Below are 20,660 nucleotides of genomic sequence, written 5' to 3'. Positions count from 1 at the left end.
TGTCACAAAGGAGCAATCGTGAAGGTCACCGGCTATCGCAGCCTGACCACTGCGCACGACTGGGGCCGGCTGATCGGCGACGCCAACGGCGTCATGCCCGAGCCGCGCACGGATGTGCACGTGCTGATCCTCGAAACCGACAGCGGCGTCGAGGGTGTCGGGCTCGGAGCGCACGGCGACATCGACCGCGTCTTCGGCGCCGTCGAGGGCGAGGACCCGCGGGCCGTCTCCGCGCTCTACGACCGGATGCTCGACCGGGTCTTCAAGACAGGCCACTCCGGCGCGACGTTCGGCGCGATCGGTGCGATCGACATGGCGCTCTGGGACCTCAAGGCGAAGGCCGCCGGCGAGCCGCTCTGGCGCACTCTCGGCGGACGTGACCGGTTCGTTCCGGGCTACGCCTCCGGGCTGGACATCGCACTCGACGACGACGCCCTCGTACGCCTCTACGAGCGCTTCGCGGACCGGGGCTTCAGCGCCGCCAAGCTCAAGGGCGGCCGGAGTCTCGAACACGATCTGCGCCGGCTGAAGGCGCTGCGGGAGGTCCTCGGGCGCAACTCGGCCGACCCCGCCCTCATGTTCGACGCCAACGAGTCGTGGAACCGGTCCCAGGCCGTGCGCTACATCGCGGCCCTGGAGCGGTCGGTGGACCTCACCTGGGTCGAGGAGCCTGTGCGGAGATGGGACGCGGCCGGGCTCGCCGCGGTCCGGCGGGGCATCCGCGCGGGCGTGGCGACCGGAGAGAACCTCACCGGCCTCGATCAGTACCGGCCACTCCTGGACGCCGACGCCGTCGACATCGTCCAGGTGGGCAACGTGTGGGGCATCACGCACTTCCTGCGGGTGGCCGCGGTGGCTCACAGCCGGGACCTGCCCGTGAGCCCGGTGGCGTACCACACCAACCCGGTCGCGCACGCCGCCACGGCGGTGCCGAACCACCTGGCCTTCGAGGTCCAGGACCTGTCGGCGCCCATCGGACTCCAGGTCGACCAGGAGTTCGAGGACGGCGGGATCGTCCTCGGCGACGAGCCGGGCCTGGGCATCCGGGTGGACGAGGATCACATCAACGCCGTGCGAGCCGCGGACCCGCCGGCCGCGATCGCGGGACCGCACGTCCGCCCCCACCGGGCGGGCCTGCGCCTCGTCCCGGATTCCCACTGGGACGACCGCATCGGCGCGCCCGCGGAAGAGCGGGTGGGGACATGAGCGAGCGGAGCGAGCGAATGGACAAGCACACCGAGCGGCGCCGCGTCGAGCGTCACGCCCTCGTCGTCGGCGTCCGGCCCGAGCGCAGGGAGGAGTACCTCGAACTGCATCGCAACGTCTGGCCGCAGGTCGAGCAGACCTTGCGCGACGCCAACGTCACGAACTACTCGATCTTCATCGTCGGCGACACCCTGTTCGCCTATTACGAGTATGTCGGCGAGGATCACGCGGCCGACATGGCCCGCATCGCAGAGGACCCGGTGACGCGCGAGTGGTGGACGCACACCGACCCCTGCCAGGTGCGCATCGTCGAAGAAAGAGATCCCGGAGCGCTGTGGCAGCCGCTCGACGAGATCTGGCACCTGTCGTGACCGGCGTGATCGACGCACACGTCCATCTCTGGAACCGGGCCACCGACCCCCAGCCGTGGATCGACCCCACGACGATGGCGGCCATCGATCGCGACTTCACGCCCGGCGACCTCGAGCGGATGCTCGATTCGGCCGGCGTGGACGCCGCGGTCGTCGTGCAGGCGAGCAACAGCGCCGCCGAGACGCGGCGGCTGCTGGCGCACCCGAGCCCGCGCATCGCCGGTGTGGTCGGCTGGACCGACCTCACCGCCGACGTCGCGGCGCAACTCGACGGGCTCGACCCCGCGGCGCGTCGGAGGCTGGTGGGAATCCGTCACCTGGTCCACATCGACCCCGACCCCGACTGGCTCGCGCGGCCCGACGTGGGAAGGGCGCTCGAGCAGCTGGGCGCGCGCGACCTCGGCTTCGACCTGGTCGTGCGATGGTGGCAGCTGCCGCTGGCCGCGACCGTCGTGGCCGCGCACCCCGGTGTCCGCTTCGTCGTGGACCACCTCGGCGGGATCGCCGAGTCGGACGACGATGCCGGGTGGGAGGCCGGACTGCGCGAGCTCGCCGGTCGGCCGAACACCTTCGCGAAGATCTCCGGGCTGGCCGGACTCGTGAACGGCGGCGACGGCCCCCGCCTCCGCCGCGTGGTCGACGTGGCGCTCGACGCGTTCGGCCCGGAGCGGCTCATGTACGGGTCCGACTGGCCGCTGGCCGAGCTGGGGGCCGGTGCGGTCGCGTGGCGGCGCGCGGTGGACGAGCTCATCGGCGAGCTGAGCCCGGCGGAGCGGCAGTCGATCATGTCCGGCGCCGCGTCGGTCCTCTACGGGCTGGGCGGATGACGGCCTCGATCGCGGATCTGCTGAACCGAGGCCGGTCGGGGCGCGGTGTCATCGGCCTCGGCGGATCACCGCTCGGCAACTTCGCCCGGCCCGTGAGCGACGACGAGGCCGCCCGGACGGTACGCCGGGCGTGGGATCGCGGTATCCGCTACTTCGACACGGCGCCGCACTACGGTCTCGGGCTCTCCGAACGTCGCATCGGAGCCGAATTGCGCCGCCGCCCTCGCGACGAGTTCGTCCTGTCCACCAAGGTCGGTCGCCTGATCGTGCCCAACCCCCGGCCCCGGGAATGGGACGACGACGGGTTCGCCGTTCCCGGTGACCTCACACGGCGGTGGGACTTCTCGGCGACGGGTGTCGAACGCTCGCTCCGGGAGAGCCTGACGCGTCTCGGACTCGAGTCGGTCGACATCCTGTACCTGCACGATCCCGACCAGGCGTGGAAGAGCGCGGCCCGGGAGGGGCTCGCGTCGCTGGCGCGGCTCAAGGCCGCCGGCGTCGTGAAGGCCATCGGCATCGGGACCAACTCCACCGCCGGGCTCGCCGCGATCATCGAGGAGGGGCTCGTCGATGTGATCATGCTGGCCAACCGCTATTCGCTGCTCGACCACAGCGCACTCGACTCGGTGCTCACGCCGGCCCGTCGCTTCGGTGTCGCCGTGGTCGCCGTCGGTGTCTTCGCCACCGGCCTGCTCTCCACCGCCCGGCCCGCACCCGGCTCGACATACGAGTACCGTGCCCCCGGCGCCGACGTGGTCGGGCGCGCGGAGCGCATCGCGTCGGTCTGCGCAGATCACGGCGTCGAATTGCCCGCCGCCGCGCTGGCCTTTCCGCTGCTGCACCCCGCGGTCTCCGCGATCGCCGTCGGCATGCGCTCACCGCGAGAGGTGGACGAGAACCTCCGGCGGTTCGAGACCGACATCCCCGAAGGGCTCTGGCACGACCTGATCGCCGAAGGCCTGATTCCTGCCGGGGCCGTGCGGACGCACGAACCCTGATGCCCTGGCCCCTGGGAGCATCCCCCCTCGGTGACGCCGGCCGCGGCGGCGCCCTCTCAGGAGCCGGCTTCCTGGCCCATCGCTCCGTGTACGCGGGGGCGGCGCCTGGCCCATGAGCCCACTATGTGGACGCGCATCGCGGCCGCGGCGCCCTGGGAGTCGCCCTGAAGGATCATCGACTCGATCTGCCGGTGCTCGGCGAGCGACTGGAGGAGTTCCTCCCTGTTCGGGTCGCCGTTGTACTGGCTCGACAGCCGTGCCTTGGCATGGATGCCATGGATGATCGCGTGACCGAGGCGATTGCCGGAGGCAAGCATGATCATTTCGTGGAAGGCGACGTCCTCCCTGCCGTAGCGCTCAGGGTCGTGCAGGCTCTCCGCGAGGACGTTCGCCTGCCTTTTCAGCGCCTCGGCCTGAGCCGGTGTGATCACGCGCGCGCACTGCGCCGCCATGTCGCATTCGAGCGCCACCCGGACGTTGACGAGGTCGTCGAGGATGGACAGGTCGCTGTCGTGCCGGATCTGCGCCTCGAGGACGAGGGGGTCCAGCAGGTTCCAGCCGATGGGCTCCAGGACCCGGGTCCCCCGGCCCGGAGTGGCCTTGACCAGGCCCTTCGCCTCCAGAAGCTTGATCGACTCGCGCACCACCGTACGGGAGACGCCGAACTCCTGGCACAACTCGGGCTCGGTCGGGAGCACGCTGTCCACAGGGTAGGCCCCCGACACGATACGGTCGACGAGATACGTGACCACGGTGTCGCCCAGGCGGCGGGGCCGTCGGTGTGCGGGCGGCTCAAGCGAGCCGCGGGAGGCACTCGCGGTCAGACCGGGTTGAGAGAACGCGGCAGTCACTGGGCCTCCAGGAGGATCATCACAGGTGAGAGTATACTCCTCCGCGCATATGTAATTCATATGATGAATTTTGTGGGCTGCGGGCAAGGGAAGAGCCGGCCCGCCGAGGGCGGACCGGCTCCGGATTTCGGACGTCAGATCTGTGTCAGACGCGGGTCCACTTCTGGTTGTTCTGGCCGTTACAGGTCCAGATCAGCACCTTGGTGCCGTTGGCGGTGCCGCCGCCGTTGACGTCCAGGCACTTGTTCGCGCCGACGGCGGTGATGCTTCCGTCGGAGTTGAGGCGCCACTTCTGGTTGTTCTGGCCGTTGCAGTCCCAGATGATCACGGACGTGCCGTCGGCCGTGGCGCCGCCGTTGACGTCCAGGCACTTGTTGCCGTAGACGCGCAGCTCACCGGCGCTGGTGGTGGTCCACTGCTGGTTGGCCTGCCCGTTGCAGTCCCAGATCTGCGCCTGGGCGCCGTTGGACTGCGAGGCGCCGCTGACGTCCAGGCACCGCCCCGAGCCCACACCCCTGAGGGCGCTGGTGCTGCCCGAAGGCGACGGGGACGGCGACGGGGACGGGGAGGCGGACGGCGAGGGGGAGGGCGAGGGGGACCCGCCTGCTTGTCCGACACCCTTGCCGACGAAGGTGAGCGAGTCGACGTCGAACGCGTTCGCCGAGGGTGCCTTGAACACGACGTAGAGATTGCGGGTGCCACCGGGGTCGGTGACCTTCACCGCCGGAAGGGACACGTAGGTGTTCCATCCTCCGGTCGCCGGCACGGCGCTGGAGGCGATGAGCGTCCCGGTCGGCGAGTCGGCGTGCAGTTCGATGGACGCCCCGGTGGCGGACGGCGCCGAGACGCGGAAGGACACCGAGTCGATCCCGGACAGGTTCATCGGCGTGAAGGAGATCCAGTCGTTGTTGGAGACGTCGCCGACGCGCCTGCCGCCCTCGGCCCCGGGCTCGTCGACGACCCGGATGCCGGACGAGCCGGTGAAGTGCTCGGCCTGCTTGTGCTTCGGCTGCAGGGTGATGCCGGCGCTGCCCTTCAGGCCGCCCTTGTCGGTGTAGTCCGCGCCCAGGACGTAGTAGACGTTGGAGGCCTCGTCATGGCCGGAGGCCGTGGTCGTGACCGTCCCGGAGCAACCGGTGTACTGGCCGGTGTCGTGCGCGTGCTGGTCGTGGCCGAGCGCGGTGAACACATTGACCTTGGTGCAGTCGACGGTGCCGTCCTCGGGGTCGGTGACGTTCACCGTGTAGGACACCCGGTCGCCGAAGTCAATGAACCCGCCGTCGGGCGGAGCCGAGAAGACGACCTTGGGACGGGTGTTGCCGACGACGATGGGCAACGTGACACTGCCCGTCTTCCCGCCCGCATCCCGCACGGTCAGCCTGGCGGTGTAGGTGCCGTTGGCGTTGTAGGTGTGGGACGGGTTGGCGCTGGTGGAGGTCCCGCCGTCACCGAAGTCCCAGCTGTAGGTGATCGCGTCGCCGTCGGGGTCGGACGAGCCGGCCGAGGAGAACGCGACCGTCAGCGGCGCGTTGCCCGAGTCGGGGTTGGCGCTCGCCTTGGCGATGGGAGCGCGGTTGCCGACCACGTAGTCGATCCGGTAGATGCTGTCATCGGTGTTCTCGTGGCCGAAGCCGTTGCCCCAGTCGGCCATGTAGAGCGCGCCGTCGGGGCCGAACTTCATGTCGATCGGCGCATGGGGAGCGATGTTCGCGACGAACGGGTTGATCTTCAGGAGATTGCCGGAGGAGTCGAGGCGCATCTCCTTGACGAAGTTGCGGCTCCACTCGTACAAGAACGGCGTGCCGTCGAAGTACTCGGGGAACTTGCGGTCGGAGGCGCCGGTTGCGTCGTAGCGGTAGAACGGGCCGCCCATGGGGGCCGCGCCGCCGCAGCAGTTGATCTCGGGGAACTCGGCCGAGGCGTGGTAGTTGTACCACACGGTCGCGGGCTTGGCCGCGGGCAGGTTGGTCAGGCCCGTGTTGTTGGGCGAGTCGTTGACCGGCGCCGAGCAGTTGAACTTCGCCCCCGAGGTGTTGGTGGCGAAGTTGAAGTCGTTGAACGGGGTGTTGTTGCCGGTGCAGTACGGCCAGCCGTAGAAGCCCGGCTGCTTGATCAGGTTCCACTCCACGATGCCCTCGGGGCCGCGGTTGGGGTTGGCGCTGCCCGCGTCCGGGCCGTAGTCGCCCAGGGAGATCCACCCGGTGACCTTGTCGACCGAGAAGCGGAACGGGTTGCGGAAGCCCATCGCGTAGATCTCCGGCCGCGTCTTGGCGGTGCCCGGAGCGAACAGGTTGCCGGACGGGATCGTGTAGGTGCCGTCGGACTCGGGGTGGATGCGCAGGATCTTGCCGCGCAGGTCGTTGGTGTTGGCCGCGGACCGCTGGGCGTCGTAGTGCTCCCGGCCCGGCCGCTCGTCGATCGGCGCATAGCCGCTGGAGGCGTTGGGGTTGGTGTCGTCACCCGGGCCGATGTACAGGTTGCCGCCCGGCCCGAACGCGAGGTAGCCGCCGGTGTGGCCCGGCTCGTCGACGTTGCGGTACGCCGGAACCTCGATGATCTTCTTCTCGCTGGACAGGTCGAGGCTGGTGCCGTTGAAGGTGAACCTCGACACCCGGTTCACCTCACCGCCGTTGGACGGCGAGTAGTTGATGTAGATCCAGCCGTTGGTGGAGAAGTTCGGGTCGAGCGCCAGCCCGATCCCGCCGTCCTCACCGCCGTCGTACACCGACAGGGTGCCGATGACGCGCGTGCTCCCGCCGCCGGCGGGAATCAGGTTCACCTTGCCGGAGCGCGAGATGTAGAAGACCCTGCCGTCGGCGGCCACGTCCAGCTCCATCGGCTGGTCCGGCGCGCCGTCGAGGGTCACCTTCTGGAACCGGGCCGAGATCGTGCCGCCGCAGTCACCGGCCTCGGCGCCCGCCGCCCACTTCACCGCGCCCAGCAGGTGCTGCTTGAACAGCGGCTCCGAGTAGGAGGACGCCTGGTGGCCCATGGCGGTCGCCCACACCCGGCCGCCCTCCGGGTTGTGACACCAGGAGATCGGGTGGTCGGCGCCCATCTTGTTCGCCCCGGCGTCATAGGTGGTCTCGTCCGCGGTGACCAGCACGTGGACGGAACCACGCATGTTCTTGTCGAAGTTGTACCACTCCTCGGTACGCACCCAGCGGTCCGGCAGCCCCTTGGTGGAGGGGTGCACCTTGTCGGCCACCTTGGCGGTGCCCTGCACGATCGAGGAGTGCTGCGTCATGTGCGCGCCGGCCAGCACGGTCTGGTCCCACCAGGGGAACTGCGACTCGATGTTCATGTCGACGGCGTTGTGGATCGCCACGACGCCGTGGCCGCTGCGCACGTAGGCCTGCATGGCCTGACGCTGGGCGTCGTTGTCCCACACCATGCCCGAGGTCTGGAGCATGATCACCGCGTCGTAGGTGTTGAGGGTCGACGAGGTGAAGACGGCGGAGTCCTCGCTTTGGTCGAGCTGGAAGTTGTTGTCGGCCGCCAGCTGCTGGAACATCGCGATACCGGCGGGGATGGAATCGTGCCGGTAGGCGCCGCTCGCGGTCTTGCTGAACAGCAGCACCTTGAACTGCGGAGCGGCCGCGTGCGCGACCAGCGGCACCGCGGACAGCAAGAGTCCTAACAGGGCCGCGGCCAGGGCGGGGAGCAGGCGTGATCTTCGCATGAAAAATCTCCTGGGGGGGTTTACCGGTAACGGTCGGAGTCGAAGAGTGCGAAGGCGTGAGCCGTCTCGGCTCAGGGGGAGGGTCGGGTGGACAGGTCGAGGGTGCGGAGGAAGGCGAGGCCTTCGGTGGCGAGGGCGTCCTGGCTGGGGGCCAGGGGACGCCAGACGGATGCGGCGGTGGCGATGGTCTTGTTGTCGGCGGTGAAGGACTCGATCACGAGCGGGCCGCCGTAGTTCACGTCGCGGACGGCTGCGGCGAAGCCCGTCCAGTCGAAGTGGTCGCTACCGGGGGCGCCACGGTCGGTTCCGCATACCTGGAGGTGCGCGATCCTCGCGCCCGCCAGCCGGACGGCCCGGAGCGGATCCTTCTCCTCGATGTTCATGTGGTAGGTGTCGAGGGCGAGCCCGCATTCCTCCGGGAGGGCTTCGAGCGCCTGTTCGACGGTGTTGACGACACTGGTCTCGTATCGGTTGAGCGGTTCGACGCCGATCCGGACCCCGCGTTCGGCCGCGTAGGCGACGACCGGTTTCAGGTTCTCCCTCAGCTCGGCGTAGAGCGCGCGCCGCTCGTCGGGGCTCATCCGCCAGGCCCGGCCGACCGAGGCGTAGGCGGGTCCGCTGACCGCCGGCGCGCCCACGGTCACCGCCACGTCCACGCAGTGCCGCAGGTAGTCCTGGGTCTCCTGGACGCTCTGCGTCGAGGCGCCGACGAGCTCGCGTCCCGGTGGCATGGTGAGCACGACCGACGCGCCGAGGCCGAGCCCGTCCAGGAGGGCCGCCGCACGCTCGGGGTCCCAGTCGCCGGGCTGCTCGACCGGCAGCTCGACCACGTCGAATCCCCATCCCGCGATCCGCGGCGCGAGGACGGCCAGGGACTCGTCGGTGAGCGGCGAGACCCAGACCCACGTGTTGACTCCGATCACGACGTGCCGCCCCACTTCTGCGGGTAGCCGGGCAGGTTCTCGCAGCCGCACAGGGCGTAGTGCAGCGGCGGCATGCCGGGCTTGAGGTAGGTGGCGAGGTTCTCCTGGGTGATCGTCGGTTGCGGCAGGTTCCAGACCTTCGGCACCTGCTCACCCTTGAGGATCTTGAGCGCCGCGATGATGGGAGTGCGCCACTGGTACGTCGGATAGGTCGGGGCGATCGCGGTCAGCTTCGCGTCGCTCCACTTCTTCAGGAAGTCCTGCTGGTCCTCGCCGTTGATCGGCGGAACGGGCTGGCCCGCGTCCTCGAACGCCTCGACGGCGGCGACGGCGGTGGCGCCCGCGTCCATCCAGACTCCGTCGATCTTCCCGTAGCGCTGGATGTAGTCGCTGACGACGCTCTTGGTCTTCGCGGCGTCGCCGTCGGTGAACTCCACGCCGACGACATCGAGGTCGCTCTTGTCGAACGCGACCTTCGCGGCCGACCACCGGGTCTCCAGCACGTCCACACCGGGCAGGATGCGCAGCGCAAGGATCTTCCCGCCGGGCGGCACCTTGTCGATGAGGAACTCGGCCGCCTCGGCGCCGAAGGCGTAGCCGCCGATCGGCTTGATGAAGGTGACCGGGCAGTCGGTCTGGACCCCGCGGTCGAACACGATGACCGGCACCTTCGGGCAGGCCCCGGACACCGCGGGAGTCAGCGTCGCCGTGGTGTTGGGGGAGACGATCAGCACGTCGCAGCCCTTGCCCTGCAACTCCGCGATGTCGGAGATCTGCTTGTCGTCCTTGCCCTCGGCGTCCAGCATGGTGAAGCGCGCGATCTCCTTGTGCAGGGCGACCTCCGCCTGCATGGTCTTCAAGCCGACCTGCCGCCAGGGGTTGTTGACGGCGGCGTTGGAGAAGCACAGGTGGTACGGCCCCGCCTTCTTGTACGTGGCGGTGTCGACGAACTGCGGGTCGATGCTCTGTTCCCACGGCTTGTCCGGCGAGCCGGTCGGCTGCGCTCGGCGCATCGCCATCTGGGCGTCGTAGTCGGCCTGCACGAAGAACTTCGACTGCGCCCCGGTGCCCTTGTCCTCCGACCCGGTGGACCCGACCGGCGCGGTGGAGGCGGAGGGCGCGGGTTTGTCGCTGGTGCACGCGGCCGCCGACAGCGTCAGCACGGCCAGCGCGGCGGAGGCGAGGAGCCGCCGCGAATATGAACGCATGGTTGTCCTTCCATCATGAGGCGGCCGCGGCTCTTCTGCGTGGGAGGCTCACCGCTCCCAGCGCCACCGCGGCGATGATGATCACACCCTGTACGGCCGGTTCCACCGCCCCCGAGATGCCGTACAGGTTGAGCAGGGTGAACAGCGCCTCCAGGGTGAAGGCGCCCGCCATTGCGGCGACCACGGAGCCGCGGCCGCCTCCGAGGGCCACGCCGCCGAGCACGACAGCGGTGATTGCCTGGAACTCCAGGCCCTGGCCGACCTGCGCGGACACCCCGGCGAAACCACCGAGCAGAATCGCGGCGACCGCCGCGGACAGCCCGGAGATCATGAACGCCACCGTCCGTACCCGGGCGACCCGGACACCGGACAGGGCGGCGGCCCGGTCGTTGTCGCCGGTCGCGATCAGCGTGTGGCCGAAGCCGGCACGCATCGCGCAGATCGCGGCGGCCGCCACCGCGACGAGGATGAAGACCGACCAGGGCACCGGGCCCAGGCTCCCCCGGCCCAGCTCGCGGAACTGCGGGGACAGGGCGCCCCGGGGCGCGCCGCCCGTCCAGAGGAAGATCGCTCCCGAGAGGATCAGCAGCATGCCGAGCGTCGTGATGAACGACGGGACCCGGAGCAGGGTGGTCACGGTCCCGTTGACCAGCCCGGTGAGCAGTCCGAGGACGATCAGCAGGGCCAGCACGGGCCAGGTCGCCGTCGCGGAGCCGTCGATGAGCCGGGCGGCGATCACCACCTCGGCCGTGACGAGGGAGCCGACCGACAGGTCGAACTCGCCCGACACGATGACGAAGTACTGCCCGGCCGCGAGGATCACCAGTGGCGCGGCCCGTTTGACGAAGGCGAGGAAGGCGGGCGGCTCCAGGAAGTACGGGTTGGCGATCGCGATTGCGACCAGCAGCCCGGCCAGCACCACGAAGATCGGTAGCGCGCGTCTCATGCGGTCCGCCTCCTGCGGGCGTAGATCGCCAGGGCGGCCACCAGGACCACGCCCCGCACGACGTCCTTGGCGAAGGAGTTGACCTCCAGCTGGTTGAAGATGCTGTCGAGGACGGCCAGGAGCAGAACTCCGCCGACGGTCCCGGCGACCCCGCCACGGCCTCCGGCCAGGGCGGTCCCGCCGAGCACGACTGCCGCGATCGACTCCAGGTCGTACCCGCCGTCGGTCCCGACCGTCGGCGCGCCGGCTCCGAGCCGGGAGGCCAGCAGCAATCCGGCGATCCCGGCGCAGACCGAGCAGAGCACGTGGGCGGCGACCACGACCCGCTCGGTGCGCACTCCCGACAGCCGCGCGACCTCGGCGTCCCCGCCCACCGCGTAGATCCGGTAGCCCAGCCGTGTCCGGCTGAGCAGGAGCCACGCGGACGCGGCCACCGCGGCCCACAGCAGCGCCGACACCGGGAGCGGCCCGATGCGGTCGTACCCGAGATGCTGGAAGGACTCCGGCACACTGCCCGCCGGCCCGTCGTACCGTTCGTCCAGCACGCCTCTGATGATCAGCGCGACCCCGAGCGTGGCGATGAAGGCGTGCACCCGGAGCCTGGTGACGATCAGGCCGTTCACCAGGCCGGCTGTCGCGCTCACCGCCAGCACGGCGGCCACCGCGGCCGGTACGCTTTCGTCGGCGCCCGCCATGATCTCGGCCGCGATCAGCGAGGTCAGGCTGATCAGGTAGGCCACCGAGAGGTCCAGGCTCCCGGCCAGGATCACCAGGGTCTGACCGACCGCGACGATGCCCAGCGCCGCCGATCGCTGCTGGATCCCGACGATGTTCTCCTGGCTGAGGAACCGCCCGCCGTCCAGGGCGAACAGCAGCCAGCCCAGCACGACGAGCAGGGCCAGCGCCACGTAGACGGCACGCGCGGGCCGGTCGGCCGACAGCCGCCGCAGGAACGAACCCTCGGCCGTGACGCGCCGGAGCTTCAGTTGCTGAGTCACGACGCGGCCGCCAGGTGCATCACGGCCTCCTCGGTGGCGCCGGCCGGCAGCTCTCCCGCTAGGCGCCCGTCCCGCAGCACGAGGATGCGATCGCTCATGCCGATGAGCTCGGGGAGCTCGGAGGAGATCATCAGGATGGCCGTGCCGTCACGGGCGAGTTCGCGCATCAGCTCGTGGATGGCGGCCTTGGCGCCGACGTCGACGCCGCGGGTGGGTTCGTCGAACAGCAGGACGCGCGGCGCGACCGTCATCCACTTGGCCAGCACGACCTTCTGCTGGTTGCCCCCGGACAGCAGCCGGACCTCCTGGGTGGGCCGGGGTGGGGTCAGCCGCACGCGCTCGAGCAGCCGCTCGACCCCGGGCCGGCGCGTCCCGGCGGCCCGGGCGACGAGCAGGGCGTTGTCACGCACCCGCTGGTTCAGCAGGAGCCCTTCGGCCTTGCGGTCCTCGGTGACCAGGCCGATGCCCGCCGCGATGCCCTCGCGGACCGAGCGGGGGCGGCAGGGCGTCATCTCGCCGCTGGTGAAGGGCTCCGCGCCGAACAGCGCCTTGGCCAGCTCGGTGCGGCCCGAGCCCTGCAGCCCGGCCACCCCGACGATCTCCCCAGCGCGCAGGTCGAGGTCGATGCCGTGCAGGCGGGCGTTGCCCCCGCCGCGCACGCTCAGCATCACCTCTCCGGGCGGTTCCGCCGCCCGGGGTGGGTAGTAGGAGTCCAGGTCCCGGCCGACCATCAGGCGGACCAGAGTCGCGGTGTCCAGGCTCGAGGCCTCCGCGGTGGTGACCCGGGCACCGTCCTTGAGCACGGTGATCCGGTCGGCGAGCTCGAAGATCTCGGGGAGCCGGTGGGAGATGTACAGAACCGCGATGCCGCGCCCGGTGAGCCGCCGCACCAGTGTGTAGAGCAGCTCCACCTCGTGGTCGGCCAGCGCGGCGGTCGGCTCGTCCATCACCACGATCCGGGCGTTCAGCGACAGCGCCTTGGCGATCTCGACGACCTGCTGCTGCGCGACCGAGAGCCGCCGTACGAGATCGCGCGGCCCGAACGACTCCTCGCCGAGCGAGCTCAGCAGCTCACCGGTCGCCGACTCCATCGCCGCCCGGTCGACCAGCCGCCGCCGGACGGGTTCCCGGCCCAGGAAGACGTTCTCGGCCACCGTCCGCTCCGGCAGCAGGGTGAGCTCCTGGTAGATGATCGCCACCCCGGCCCGCTGCGCCTCGATCGGATGCCCGAACGCCACGCTGCGGCCGTCGATCTCGATCGTCCCCTCGTCCGGAGTGTGCACCCCGGCGAGGATCTTCATGAGCGTCGACTTGCCTGCGCCGTTCTCTCCCACCACCGCGTGGACCTCGCCCGCGGACGCCTCCAGGTCGACCCCGTCGAGGACCCGGACGCCCAGGAAGCTCTTGCCGATGCCGGTCATCTTCAGCACGCGGCCCGCCTGTCGAGACGTGACGCCGAACCGGCCGGGACGAGTCTCCGCGCCGTACGGGGTGAGGACTCATGCACGGGGATCTCCTAAGGGGGGTGGGAGTCGTGCCGGCCCGGCGTGCGGCTTACCGGGCCGGTCGCCGGCGAGGACGTCACGGCCGCCGGCCGACGCGCGTTCCGCTCCGGTGGACGGGGTGTGACTCGGGCGGAGGTTCAACCTGGTCCGGCGGGAGCGGTCGAAACGATTCGGGAAGAAAATAGGTCTACCAAACTTCTGATGTCAAGCACGCTTATTTACTTGCCCGAGGAGACTTCTTCTCTCACACCCGGACATAGTTTCGCCACCTTTCTGCGGAAGTCGCCCTTCCACAGGAAAATGACCGTGCCAATGCCCTCAAGCCCATGAGGAGTGGAGGTCTTGTATCCAGTGGTTTGGAGCAGATGAGTATGAAACTTTCACACCCATGTTGGGGGAGTGCCGGGCTTCTTGCCATACATGAGGGCCCTCTCCTCAGGCAGAGAGCCGCATACTCCGACATGGGGAAAGGGACTTTCGCCGCCATTTGGCGAAAAACCGCCGAATCAGCACGCCTTCCGTACTGAGAAAGAAGTCGGCGCGGCCCCGATCAGGGCCGCGCCGGACGTGATGCCGGGTGCGGCGAGGCGGGGTGGGACCCCGGAGTTCCCCGCCGCTCCCGGGTGGGACGGATCACCTCAGACGCGGGTCCACTTCTGGTTGTTCTGGCCGTTGCACGTCCAGATCTGCGCCTTCGTGCCGTTGGCGGTGCCGCTGACGTTCAGGCACTTGTTCGCGCCGACGGCGGTGATGCTGCCGTCCGCGTTGAAGCGCCACTTCTGGTTGTTCTGCCCGTTGCAGTCCCAGATGATCACGCTCGTGCCGTCGGCGGTGCCGGCGCCGTTCACGTCCAGGCACTTGTTGCCGTACACCCGCAACTCACCGGCGCTGGTGGACGTCCACTTCTGGTTGTTCTGACCGTTGCAGTCCCAGATCTGCGTCTGCGCGCCGTTGGACTGCGAGGCGCCGCTGACGTCCAGGCACCGCCCCGACGCCACACCCCGCAGCGCGGTCGTGCCACCCGCAGGCGGCGACGGCGACGCGGAAGGGGACGGCGACGGCGAGGGGGACGGGGAGGTCGATGGGCCGCTCAGTTCCTTGACCCGGATGTTCCGGAACGACACCACATCGCCGGACCCGTGGTTCTGGATGCCGATGTACCCCTGTTGCAGGGATCGGACCGGGTCCGTGTTCGTGAAATCATTGATCTTGGTGCCGTTGAGGAACACCTGCAGCCGCTCTCCCTGGACGAGCAGTTCGTAGGTGTTCCACTGACCCGGCGGGTTCAGCGCCGCGTCACGTGCGGCGAGGTCGGCCGACTGGAAGCCGTAGATCGCCCCGGTCGTCTTGTCCGCGGTGTCGGTGGCGTCGATCTGGACCTCGTACCCGGTGTCGAGGGCCGTCTGGGGGTCGCTGGTGGCCGGGAACCCGACGATCACCCCCGAGTTGGAGTCGCCGGTCATCCTCCAGTCGAGCTTGAGGGAGTAGGAGCCGAACTCCTTGGCGTTGTACCACAGCATGCCCATGCCGCCCTGGGAGGTCAGCGTGGCGTCGCTGTTGGCGAACGAGCCGGGCCCGGCCTGCGTCCAGCCGGTGGTCGACCCGTTGTACAGGGTCGTGTAGCCGGTCTCGGGACGGCAGTCGGCGTTCGTGGCCTTGGCCGCGTAGCGGATGCCGCCGAGCAGCAGGGTGCGGAAGTTGGAATCGGCGTACGACTCCTGGGTGTGCCCGAGACCGGTGTAGAACGACCGGCCGGACGCCTGCGGGTGGCACCAGGTGATCGGGTGGTCGCCCATGTTCCCGCCGCTGTAGCTGCTCTCGTTCAGGCTCTGCAGCACGTGCACGTTGGCGCGCGGGTTGGTGCGGTAGTTGTACCACTCGTCGGTGCGCGTCCAGGTCTGGCCGAGATGGGCCGTGGCCGCGTTCGCCCGGTCCTCGTTCCGTACGGTCGCCTGCTGGATGGCCGGGTGGTTGTTGAACCAGGCCCCCATCAGCTGCCCGTAGTAGGGCCAGTCGTACTCGGTGTCGGCGGCCGAATGCACCCCCACATAGCCGCCTCCGCCGTCGATGTACGACTGGAAGGCGGTCTGCTGGGAGGCGTTCAGCACGTCGCCGGTGGTGCTGAGGAACACCACGGCCTTGTACTGCGCGAGGTTGCCCGAGGTGAACGCGTTCGCGTCCTCCGTGGCGTCCACGGCGAAGTCGTTGGCGGCGCCCAGTTCGCGGATGGCCTGGATGCCGGCGGGAATGGAGTCGTGCCGGAACGCGGCCGTCTTGGAGAAGACCAGCACCTTGAATGCGGCGGCCTGGGCGGGGATGGCGGGGATCACGGTCGCGGCGGCGGCGGTGAGCGCCACCGCGGTCACCGACAGGCGTCGCAGCACGGATGTCCTCCGGTCGCTCCCCGCGATGCGCCAGAGCGCGGCGGGGGTCAGATGTCGCAGCATGGGTGTCCTTCCGTCGCGGCCCGGCGCGGCCCTTTCGATGAAAGCTGGGCCGCGCCGGGCGTCACATCAATGGGTGATCGGCGTGTGGCCGGGGCCGGGTGGTGTGTCGGATGGCCTCAGGCGCGGGTCCACTTCTGGTTGTTCTGGCCGTTGCACGTCCAGATCAGCACCTTGGTGCCGTTGGCGGTGCCGCCGCCGTTGACGTCCAGGCACTTGTTCGCGCCGACGGCGGTGATGCTTCCGTCGGAGTTGAGGCGCCACTTCTGGTTGTTCTGGCCGTTGCAGTCCCAGATGATCACGGACGTGCCGTCGGCCGTGGCGCCGCCGTTGACGTCCAGGCACTTGTTGCCGTAGACGCGCAGCTCACCGGCGCTGGTGGTGGTCCACTGCTGGTTGTTCTGCCCGTTGCAGTCCCAGATCTGCGCCTGGGCGCCGTTGGACTGCGACGCCCCGCTGACGTCCAGGCACCGCCCCGACGCCACACCCTTCAGCGCACTCGTGCTCGCCGAGGGCGACGGAGAGGGCGACGGAGAGGGCGATGGGGAGGGGGAGGGGGACGGGGAGGACGACGTGCCGGTGCCGAAGGTGAAGGCGTCCAGATCGAACAGGTAGCCCTGTCCTGTCGCGCCGCGGAAGACCAGGTACAGCGTGGTCGTGCCGGACGGCACGCCGCTGAGGTTCGCCGAGACGTCGGTGAAGGTGTCCCAGCTACCGGTGCTCGCGACGTTCACCGTGCCCAGCAACGTGCCCGTGGCCGAGCCCGCCCGCACCTCGATCCGGCCGCCCGCGCCGGCCGAGGACACCCGAGCGGTGATCTTCGTCGCGTCGCTCAGGTTGTAGGGCTGGAAGGAGATCCAGTCGCCGTCGTCGGTGAAGCCGACCGTCTTGCCGCCCTCGGCGGTGGTGTGATCGGCCGTCTGGACACCCTGCTGGGCGCCGAAGTGCTCGGCCTGCCGGTGGCGCGGCTGGAGAGTACGGACACTGGTGGAGGTCAGGCCTCCCTGGTCGGTGTAGGAGGCCTCGAAGACACCGTAGATGTTGGCCGCCGAGTCGTGCTCGCCGTCCACCGGCACAGCTATCGAGCCGCTGCAGCCGCTCTTGGAGGTGATCTGGTGTGCGTGGCTGTCGTGACCGAGGAAGTAGGTGACGGTCACCTTCGAGCAGTCGATCGTGCCGTCCTCCGGGTCGCTCACGGTGACCTGGAAGGGCACGGTGTCTCCGAAGGAGAACAGCTGCCCGTCGGCCGGGGTGGTCAGCGTCACCGTCGGGGCGGAGTTGCCGACGGTCACGATCACACTGGCGCTTCCGGTCAGCCCCTGCGGGTCACGCACGGTGAGGGTGGCGGTGTAGGTGCCGTCCGTGGTGTAGGTCTTGCTCGGGTTGGCCGCCGTGGAGGTGGTGCCGTCGCCGAAGCTCCACGCGTACGTCAGCGCACCGCCCTCGGGGTCGGAACTCCCCGCGGAGGAGAAGTTCACGGTCAGCGGAGCCGGTCCCGAGGTCTTGTCGGCGGAGGCCTTGGCGATCGGGTTGCGGTTGGCCTTGCCGATGTACTCGATCCGATACAACGCCTGGTTGTTGCTTCCGGTGCCGTAGTCGAGCACGTAGAGGGCGCCGTCGGGGCCGAAGGCCATGTCCATCACCTGGGTGCCGTTCCAGGGGAAGGCGGAGATCTCGCCGTAGGCGCCGTCCGTCTTGACCTCGATCGCCTTGATCCAGCGGCGGCCGTACTCACCCGCGAAGAACCGCCCGTCGAGCGCCTGCGGGAACTTGACGGCCGAGCTCAGGTTCGGGTCGAAGCGGTAGACCGGACCGCCCATCGGCGACTCCGACCCGGAGCCGAACTCCGGCGGAGATCCGGCGTCCCCCCCGTACTTGATCCATGCCGGCTTGGCCGCGGGCAGCGTGGTCAGGCCGGTGTTGCGGAAGGAGTTGTTGGTCGGGCCGCCCGCGCAGTTGTACTTCGGTCCGGTGCTGTTGGAGGCGAAGTTCCACTCGTTGTAGGTCTCGCTGGTGGTGTTCGTGCCGGTGCAGTACGGCCAGCCGTAGTTGCCCGCACTGGTGATGCGGTCGAACTCCACCTGCCCGTTCGGGCCCCGGCTGCTGTTGGTCACACCCGCGTCGGGACCGTAGTCGCCCAGGTAGACGATGCCGGTCGCCTTGTCCACGCTCATCCGGAACGGGTTGCGCAGGCCCATCGCGTAGATCTCCGGCCGGGTCTTCGCCGTCCCCGGCGGGAACAGGTTGCCGCTGGGGATCGTGTAGGTGCCGTCCGGCTGGGGCTTGATCCGCAGGACCTTGCCACGCAGGTCGTTGGTGTTGCCCGCCGTACGCTGGGCGTCGTACTGCGGGTTGCGGTCGGTCCGCTCGTCCAGCGGGGAGTAGCCGCCCGACTCGAACGGGTTGCTGTCGTCGCCGGTCGTGAGATAGAGGTTGCCGGCGGCGTCGAAGTCGATGTCGCCGCCCACATGGCAGCACATCCCCCGGTCGTTCGGCACCTCCAGCACGACCTTCTCACTGCTCATGTCGAGCGTGTCGTCGGACTTCAGTGTGAAGCGGGACAGGTTCAGGTGTCCCTTCCACTGGTCGAACTGCGACTGGGTGCCGGTGCTGGGCGCGTCGCCGGTCGGCGTGCTGAGCCGCGGCGAGTAGTAGAGCCAGACGTAGCGGTTCGACGCGAAGTTCGGGTCGACCGCCACGCCTTGCAGGCCCTCCTCGTCGTGCGTGTAGACGTTGAGCTTGCCGGCCACCTTGGTGTTGCCGTTGACATCGGTGACGCGCAGCGTGCCGTCACGGGCCGTGTGGAGGACCGACCGGTTGGGCATCACGGCCAGCGACATCGCCTCACCCAGCTCCGCGCCGCCGGACGCGAGCGACACCTGCTGGTAGTCGGAGGCCGGGATGGTCAGCGCGTTCGCCGGAGCGGAGGTGAGCGCGAAGGCTCCGGAAGTGATCAGCGCCATCGTGGTCAGCGTTGTGAGCCACGGACGTCGGGACATCGGTTTCCTTCCTGACACATAAAGATCAGTAAGGGCAGAGCGCGCGCCGCCGCGCTGTTGCCGGAGTTCTGCTACGTGCTCAGAGGGGTGCCGCCTCTGGTTCCCTCATCCGGCCGCCGATCGCGGCGGCCGCATGAGGGAGGCGTTGGTTGCCGATCGCTGTCGTACGAGGAGGGTGACGAGCCGCTTTCCCATCGGGGAGGGCCCGTCTCCCGTCCTCGCCGGTCGGACGACGAGGACGCCGTCAGGCGCGGGTCCATTTCTGGTTGGTGCCGCCGTGGCAGGTCCAGATCTGGGTCTTGGTGCCGTTGGCGGTGCCGGCGCCGGACACGTCCAGGCACTTGTTCGCGCCGACGGCGGTGATGGTGCCGTCGGTGTTGAAGCGCCATTTCTGGTTGTTCTGGCCGTTGCAGTCCCAGATGATCACGCTGGTGCCGTCGGCGGTGCCGCCGCCGTTGACGTCGAGGCACTTGTTGCCGTAGACGCGCAGCTCACCGGCGCTGGTGGAGGTCCACTGCTGGTTGTTCTGGCCGTTGCAGTCCCAGATCTGCGCCTGGGCGCCGTTGGCCTGCGAGGCGCCGCTGACGTCCAGGCACCGCCCCGACGCCACACCCCGCAGCGCCCCCGTCGCCGGCGGAGGACCCGTCGGAGTCGAGCTGGGAGTCGCCGTCGGGCTGGCCGTCGGGCCGCCTCCGGGCGGGTCGAGCGGGCAGCTTGCCATGTACGTGGAGATGCCGTTCGCGTTGGACAGCGTCGGGCACAAGAACGGCGCGTAACGGGTGTCCTTGTCGATGAACAGCTTCATCCAGACCATCATCGTGCGGGCGAAGGCACCCGAGTTGCCCCCGCCGCCACCGGCGGGGAAGCCGTGGCCCTCGTTGGCGATCTCGACGTACGCGCGCTCGACGCCGGCGGGAATGGTGTTGTAGGCGTTCTTGGCGTACTGCGGGGTCACCGTTCCGTCGGCCTGGCCGGCGAAGATGATCGTGGGGCTCTTGATGGCCGACAGATCGCCGTTGGGCACGTACGGCGCCTGCCCGACCGCGGTCAGGAGCGAGGGCCGCTGGATGGCCGCGAGGAGCGCGCCTCCGCCGCCCATGGAGTGTCCGCCCACCGCCAGCCGGTCGCGGTCGACCCGGTCACGCACCGGGCTGCTGTTGACCAGGTAGTCCAGGGCGGCGAGCAACTGGGTGGCCCGGGCGTCGGCGTAGTCGTTGAGAGTGTTGGTCTCGATCCCGATCACGACGAAGCCGAACGAGGCGAGTCTCGGGCCCTGCCAGGCGTAGTAGCTCCAGGCGGTGCTGAAGCCGGGGGCGATCGCGATGGCGCCGAAAGTGCCCTGGCTGGTGTCGGTCGGGTAGTAGATGACCCCGCCGCCGAATCCGTTGCCCCTGGGGACGGTCATCTGGGCGGTGGCGAAAGGACCGCGGTCCGCGGCGATGCTCGCCGCGGTGGGGGAGGGCCCGCGCTCGTAGGGGTTGCCCGCCGCGGATGCGGCGGACGGTCCTGCCGCCAGGCCGGCGATCACCAGGAGAGCGGCCACGATCCAGGCGAGGATTCGGGTGCGCGGGCGTGGCGGTCTCATGGGGTGCGCGTGGAAGGCTCGGTGTGGAGCCGTCCCCGGGACTTCCTGTGGATGCACTGCCTGCTCCTGGGAGGAGGGGGGTCGTGGCGGGGATGACGCCCACCGGATGAGTGGGCG

Annotated in this window: 14 protein-coding genes; 4 read left to right on the top strand and 10 right to left on the bottom strand. The window is 69.5% G+C overall.

Annotation, left to right across the window (positions count from 1 at the left end):
- Window positions 1–18: 18 nt before the first annotated feature.
- Genes IL992_RS44190 through IL992_RS44175 form a run of 4 tightly spaced genes read left to right on the top strand, consistent with a single transcriptional unit; the run spans window position 19 to window position 3,402 of the window.
- On the top strand, window positions 19–1,206 hold the full coding sequence (locus tag IL992_RS44190) for a mandelate racemase/muconate lactonizing enzyme family protein (protein ID WP_193209256.1): 1,188 nt from the start codon (window positions 19–21) through the stop codon (window positions 1,204–1,206).
- The gene (locus tag IL992_RS44185) at window positions 1,203–1,577 is read left to right on the top strand and encodes an L-rhamnose mutarotase (RefSeq protein ID WP_218671715.1); all 375 of its coding nucleotides are present in this window, start codon (window positions 1,203–1,205) and stop codon (window positions 1,575–1,577) included. The genes IL992_RS44190 and IL992_RS44185 overlap by 4 nt, the downstream gene beginning before the upstream one ends.
- Before the next feature lie 5 nt (window positions 1,578–1,582).
- On the top strand, window positions 1,583–2,404 hold the full coding sequence (locus tag IL992_RS44180) for an amidohydrolase family protein (protein WP_319019226.1): 822 nt from the start codon (window positions 1,583–1,585) through the stop codon (window positions 2,402–2,404).
- The gene (locus IL992_RS44175) at window positions 2,401–3,402 is read left to right on the top strand and encodes an aldo/keto reductase (RefSeq protein ID WP_193209255.1); all 1,002 of its coding nucleotides are present in this window, start codon (window positions 2,401–2,403) and stop codon (window positions 3,400–3,402) included. Before IL992_RS44180 ends, IL992_RS44175 begins: the two co-directional genes overlap by 4 nt.
- Before the next feature lie 56 nt (window positions 3,403–3,458).
- On the opposite strand, the gene IL992_RS44170 is transcribed toward IL992_RS44175, so the two are convergent.
- The 10 genes from IL992_RS44170 to IL992_RS44125 all read right to left on the bottom strand — a co-directional run bounded on the left by IL992_RS44170 (window position 3,459) and on the right by IL992_RS44125 (window position 20,543).
- Window positions 3,459–4,313, bottom strand: coding sequence for a FadR/GntR family transcriptional regulator (locus IL992_RS44170; RefSeq protein WP_226874915.1), 855 nt, complete (start codon window positions 4,311–4,313; stop codon window positions 3,459–3,461).
- An 85-nt stretch (window positions 4,314–4,398) separates the two neighbouring features.
- Window positions 4,399–7,935, bottom strand: coding sequence for a lectin (locus tag IL992_RS44165; protein ID WP_193209253.1), 3,537 nt, complete (start codon window positions 7,933–7,935; stop codon window positions 4,399–4,401).
- A gap of 71 nt (window positions 7,936–8,006) precedes the next feature.
- A complete protein-coding gene (locus IL992_RS44160) occupies window positions 8,007–8,858 on the bottom strand; it encodes a sugar phosphate isomerase/epimerase family protein (protein WP_193209252.1) in 852 nt (283 codons plus the stop codon).
- The gene (locus tag IL992_RS44155) at window positions 8,855–10,066 is read right to left on the bottom strand and encodes a substrate-binding domain-containing protein (protein WP_193209251.1); all 1,212 of its coding nucleotides are present in this window, start codon (window positions 10,064–10,066) and stop codon (window positions 8,855–8,857) included. Before IL992_RS44155 ends, IL992_RS44160 begins: the two co-directional genes overlap by 4 nt.
- 13 nt (window positions 10,067–10,079) lie before the next feature.
- The gene (locus IL992_RS44150) at window positions 10,080–11,012 is read right to left on the bottom strand and encodes an ABC transporter permease (RefSeq protein WP_193209250.1); all 933 of its coding nucleotides are present in this window, start codon (window positions 11,010–11,012) and stop codon (window positions 10,080–10,082) included.
- A complete protein-coding gene (locus IL992_RS44145) occupies window positions 11,009–12,010 on the bottom strand; it encodes an ABC transporter permease (RefSeq protein WP_319019224.1) in 1,002 nt (333 codons plus the stop codon). The genes IL992_RS44150 and IL992_RS44145 overlap by 4 nt, the downstream gene beginning before the upstream one ends.
- Entirely contained in the window at window positions 12,007–13,431 is a 1,425-nt protein-coding gene (locus IL992_RS44140) for a sugar ABC transporter ATP-binding protein (protein WP_226874916.1), read from the bottom strand. The genes IL992_RS44145 and IL992_RS44140 overlap by 4 nt, the downstream gene beginning before the upstream one ends.
- Window positions 13,432–14,153: 722 nt before the next feature.
- Window positions 14,154–15,962, bottom strand: coding sequence for a ThuA domain-containing protein (locus IL992_RS44135; protein ID WP_193209248.1), 1,809 nt, complete (start codon window positions 15,960–15,962; stop codon window positions 14,154–14,156).
- 116 nt (window positions 15,963–16,078) lie between these two features.
- Window positions 16,079–18,958: a lectin gene (locus IL992_RS44130; RefSeq protein WP_193209247.1), complete on the bottom strand. Its 2,880-nt coding sequence runs from the start codon at window positions 18,956–18,958 to the stop codon at window positions 16,079–16,081.
- Between the two features lie 244 nt (window positions 18,959–19,202).
- The gene (locus IL992_RS44125) at window positions 19,203–20,543 is read right to left on the bottom strand and encodes an RICIN domain-containing protein (RefSeq protein ID WP_193209246.1); all 1,341 of its coding nucleotides are present in this window, start codon (window positions 20,541–20,543) and stop codon (window positions 19,203–19,205) included.
- Between the last annotated feature and the right edge of the window lie 117 nt (window positions 20,544–20,660).

It is taken from the genome of Microbispora sitophila (assembly GCF_014892245.1).
Classification (GTDB): domain Bacteria; phylum Actinomycetota; class Actinomycetes; order Streptosporangiales; family Streptosporangiaceae; genus Microbispora; species Microbispora siamensis.
This window is presented reverse-complemented; position numbering and strand designations above follow the sequence as displayed.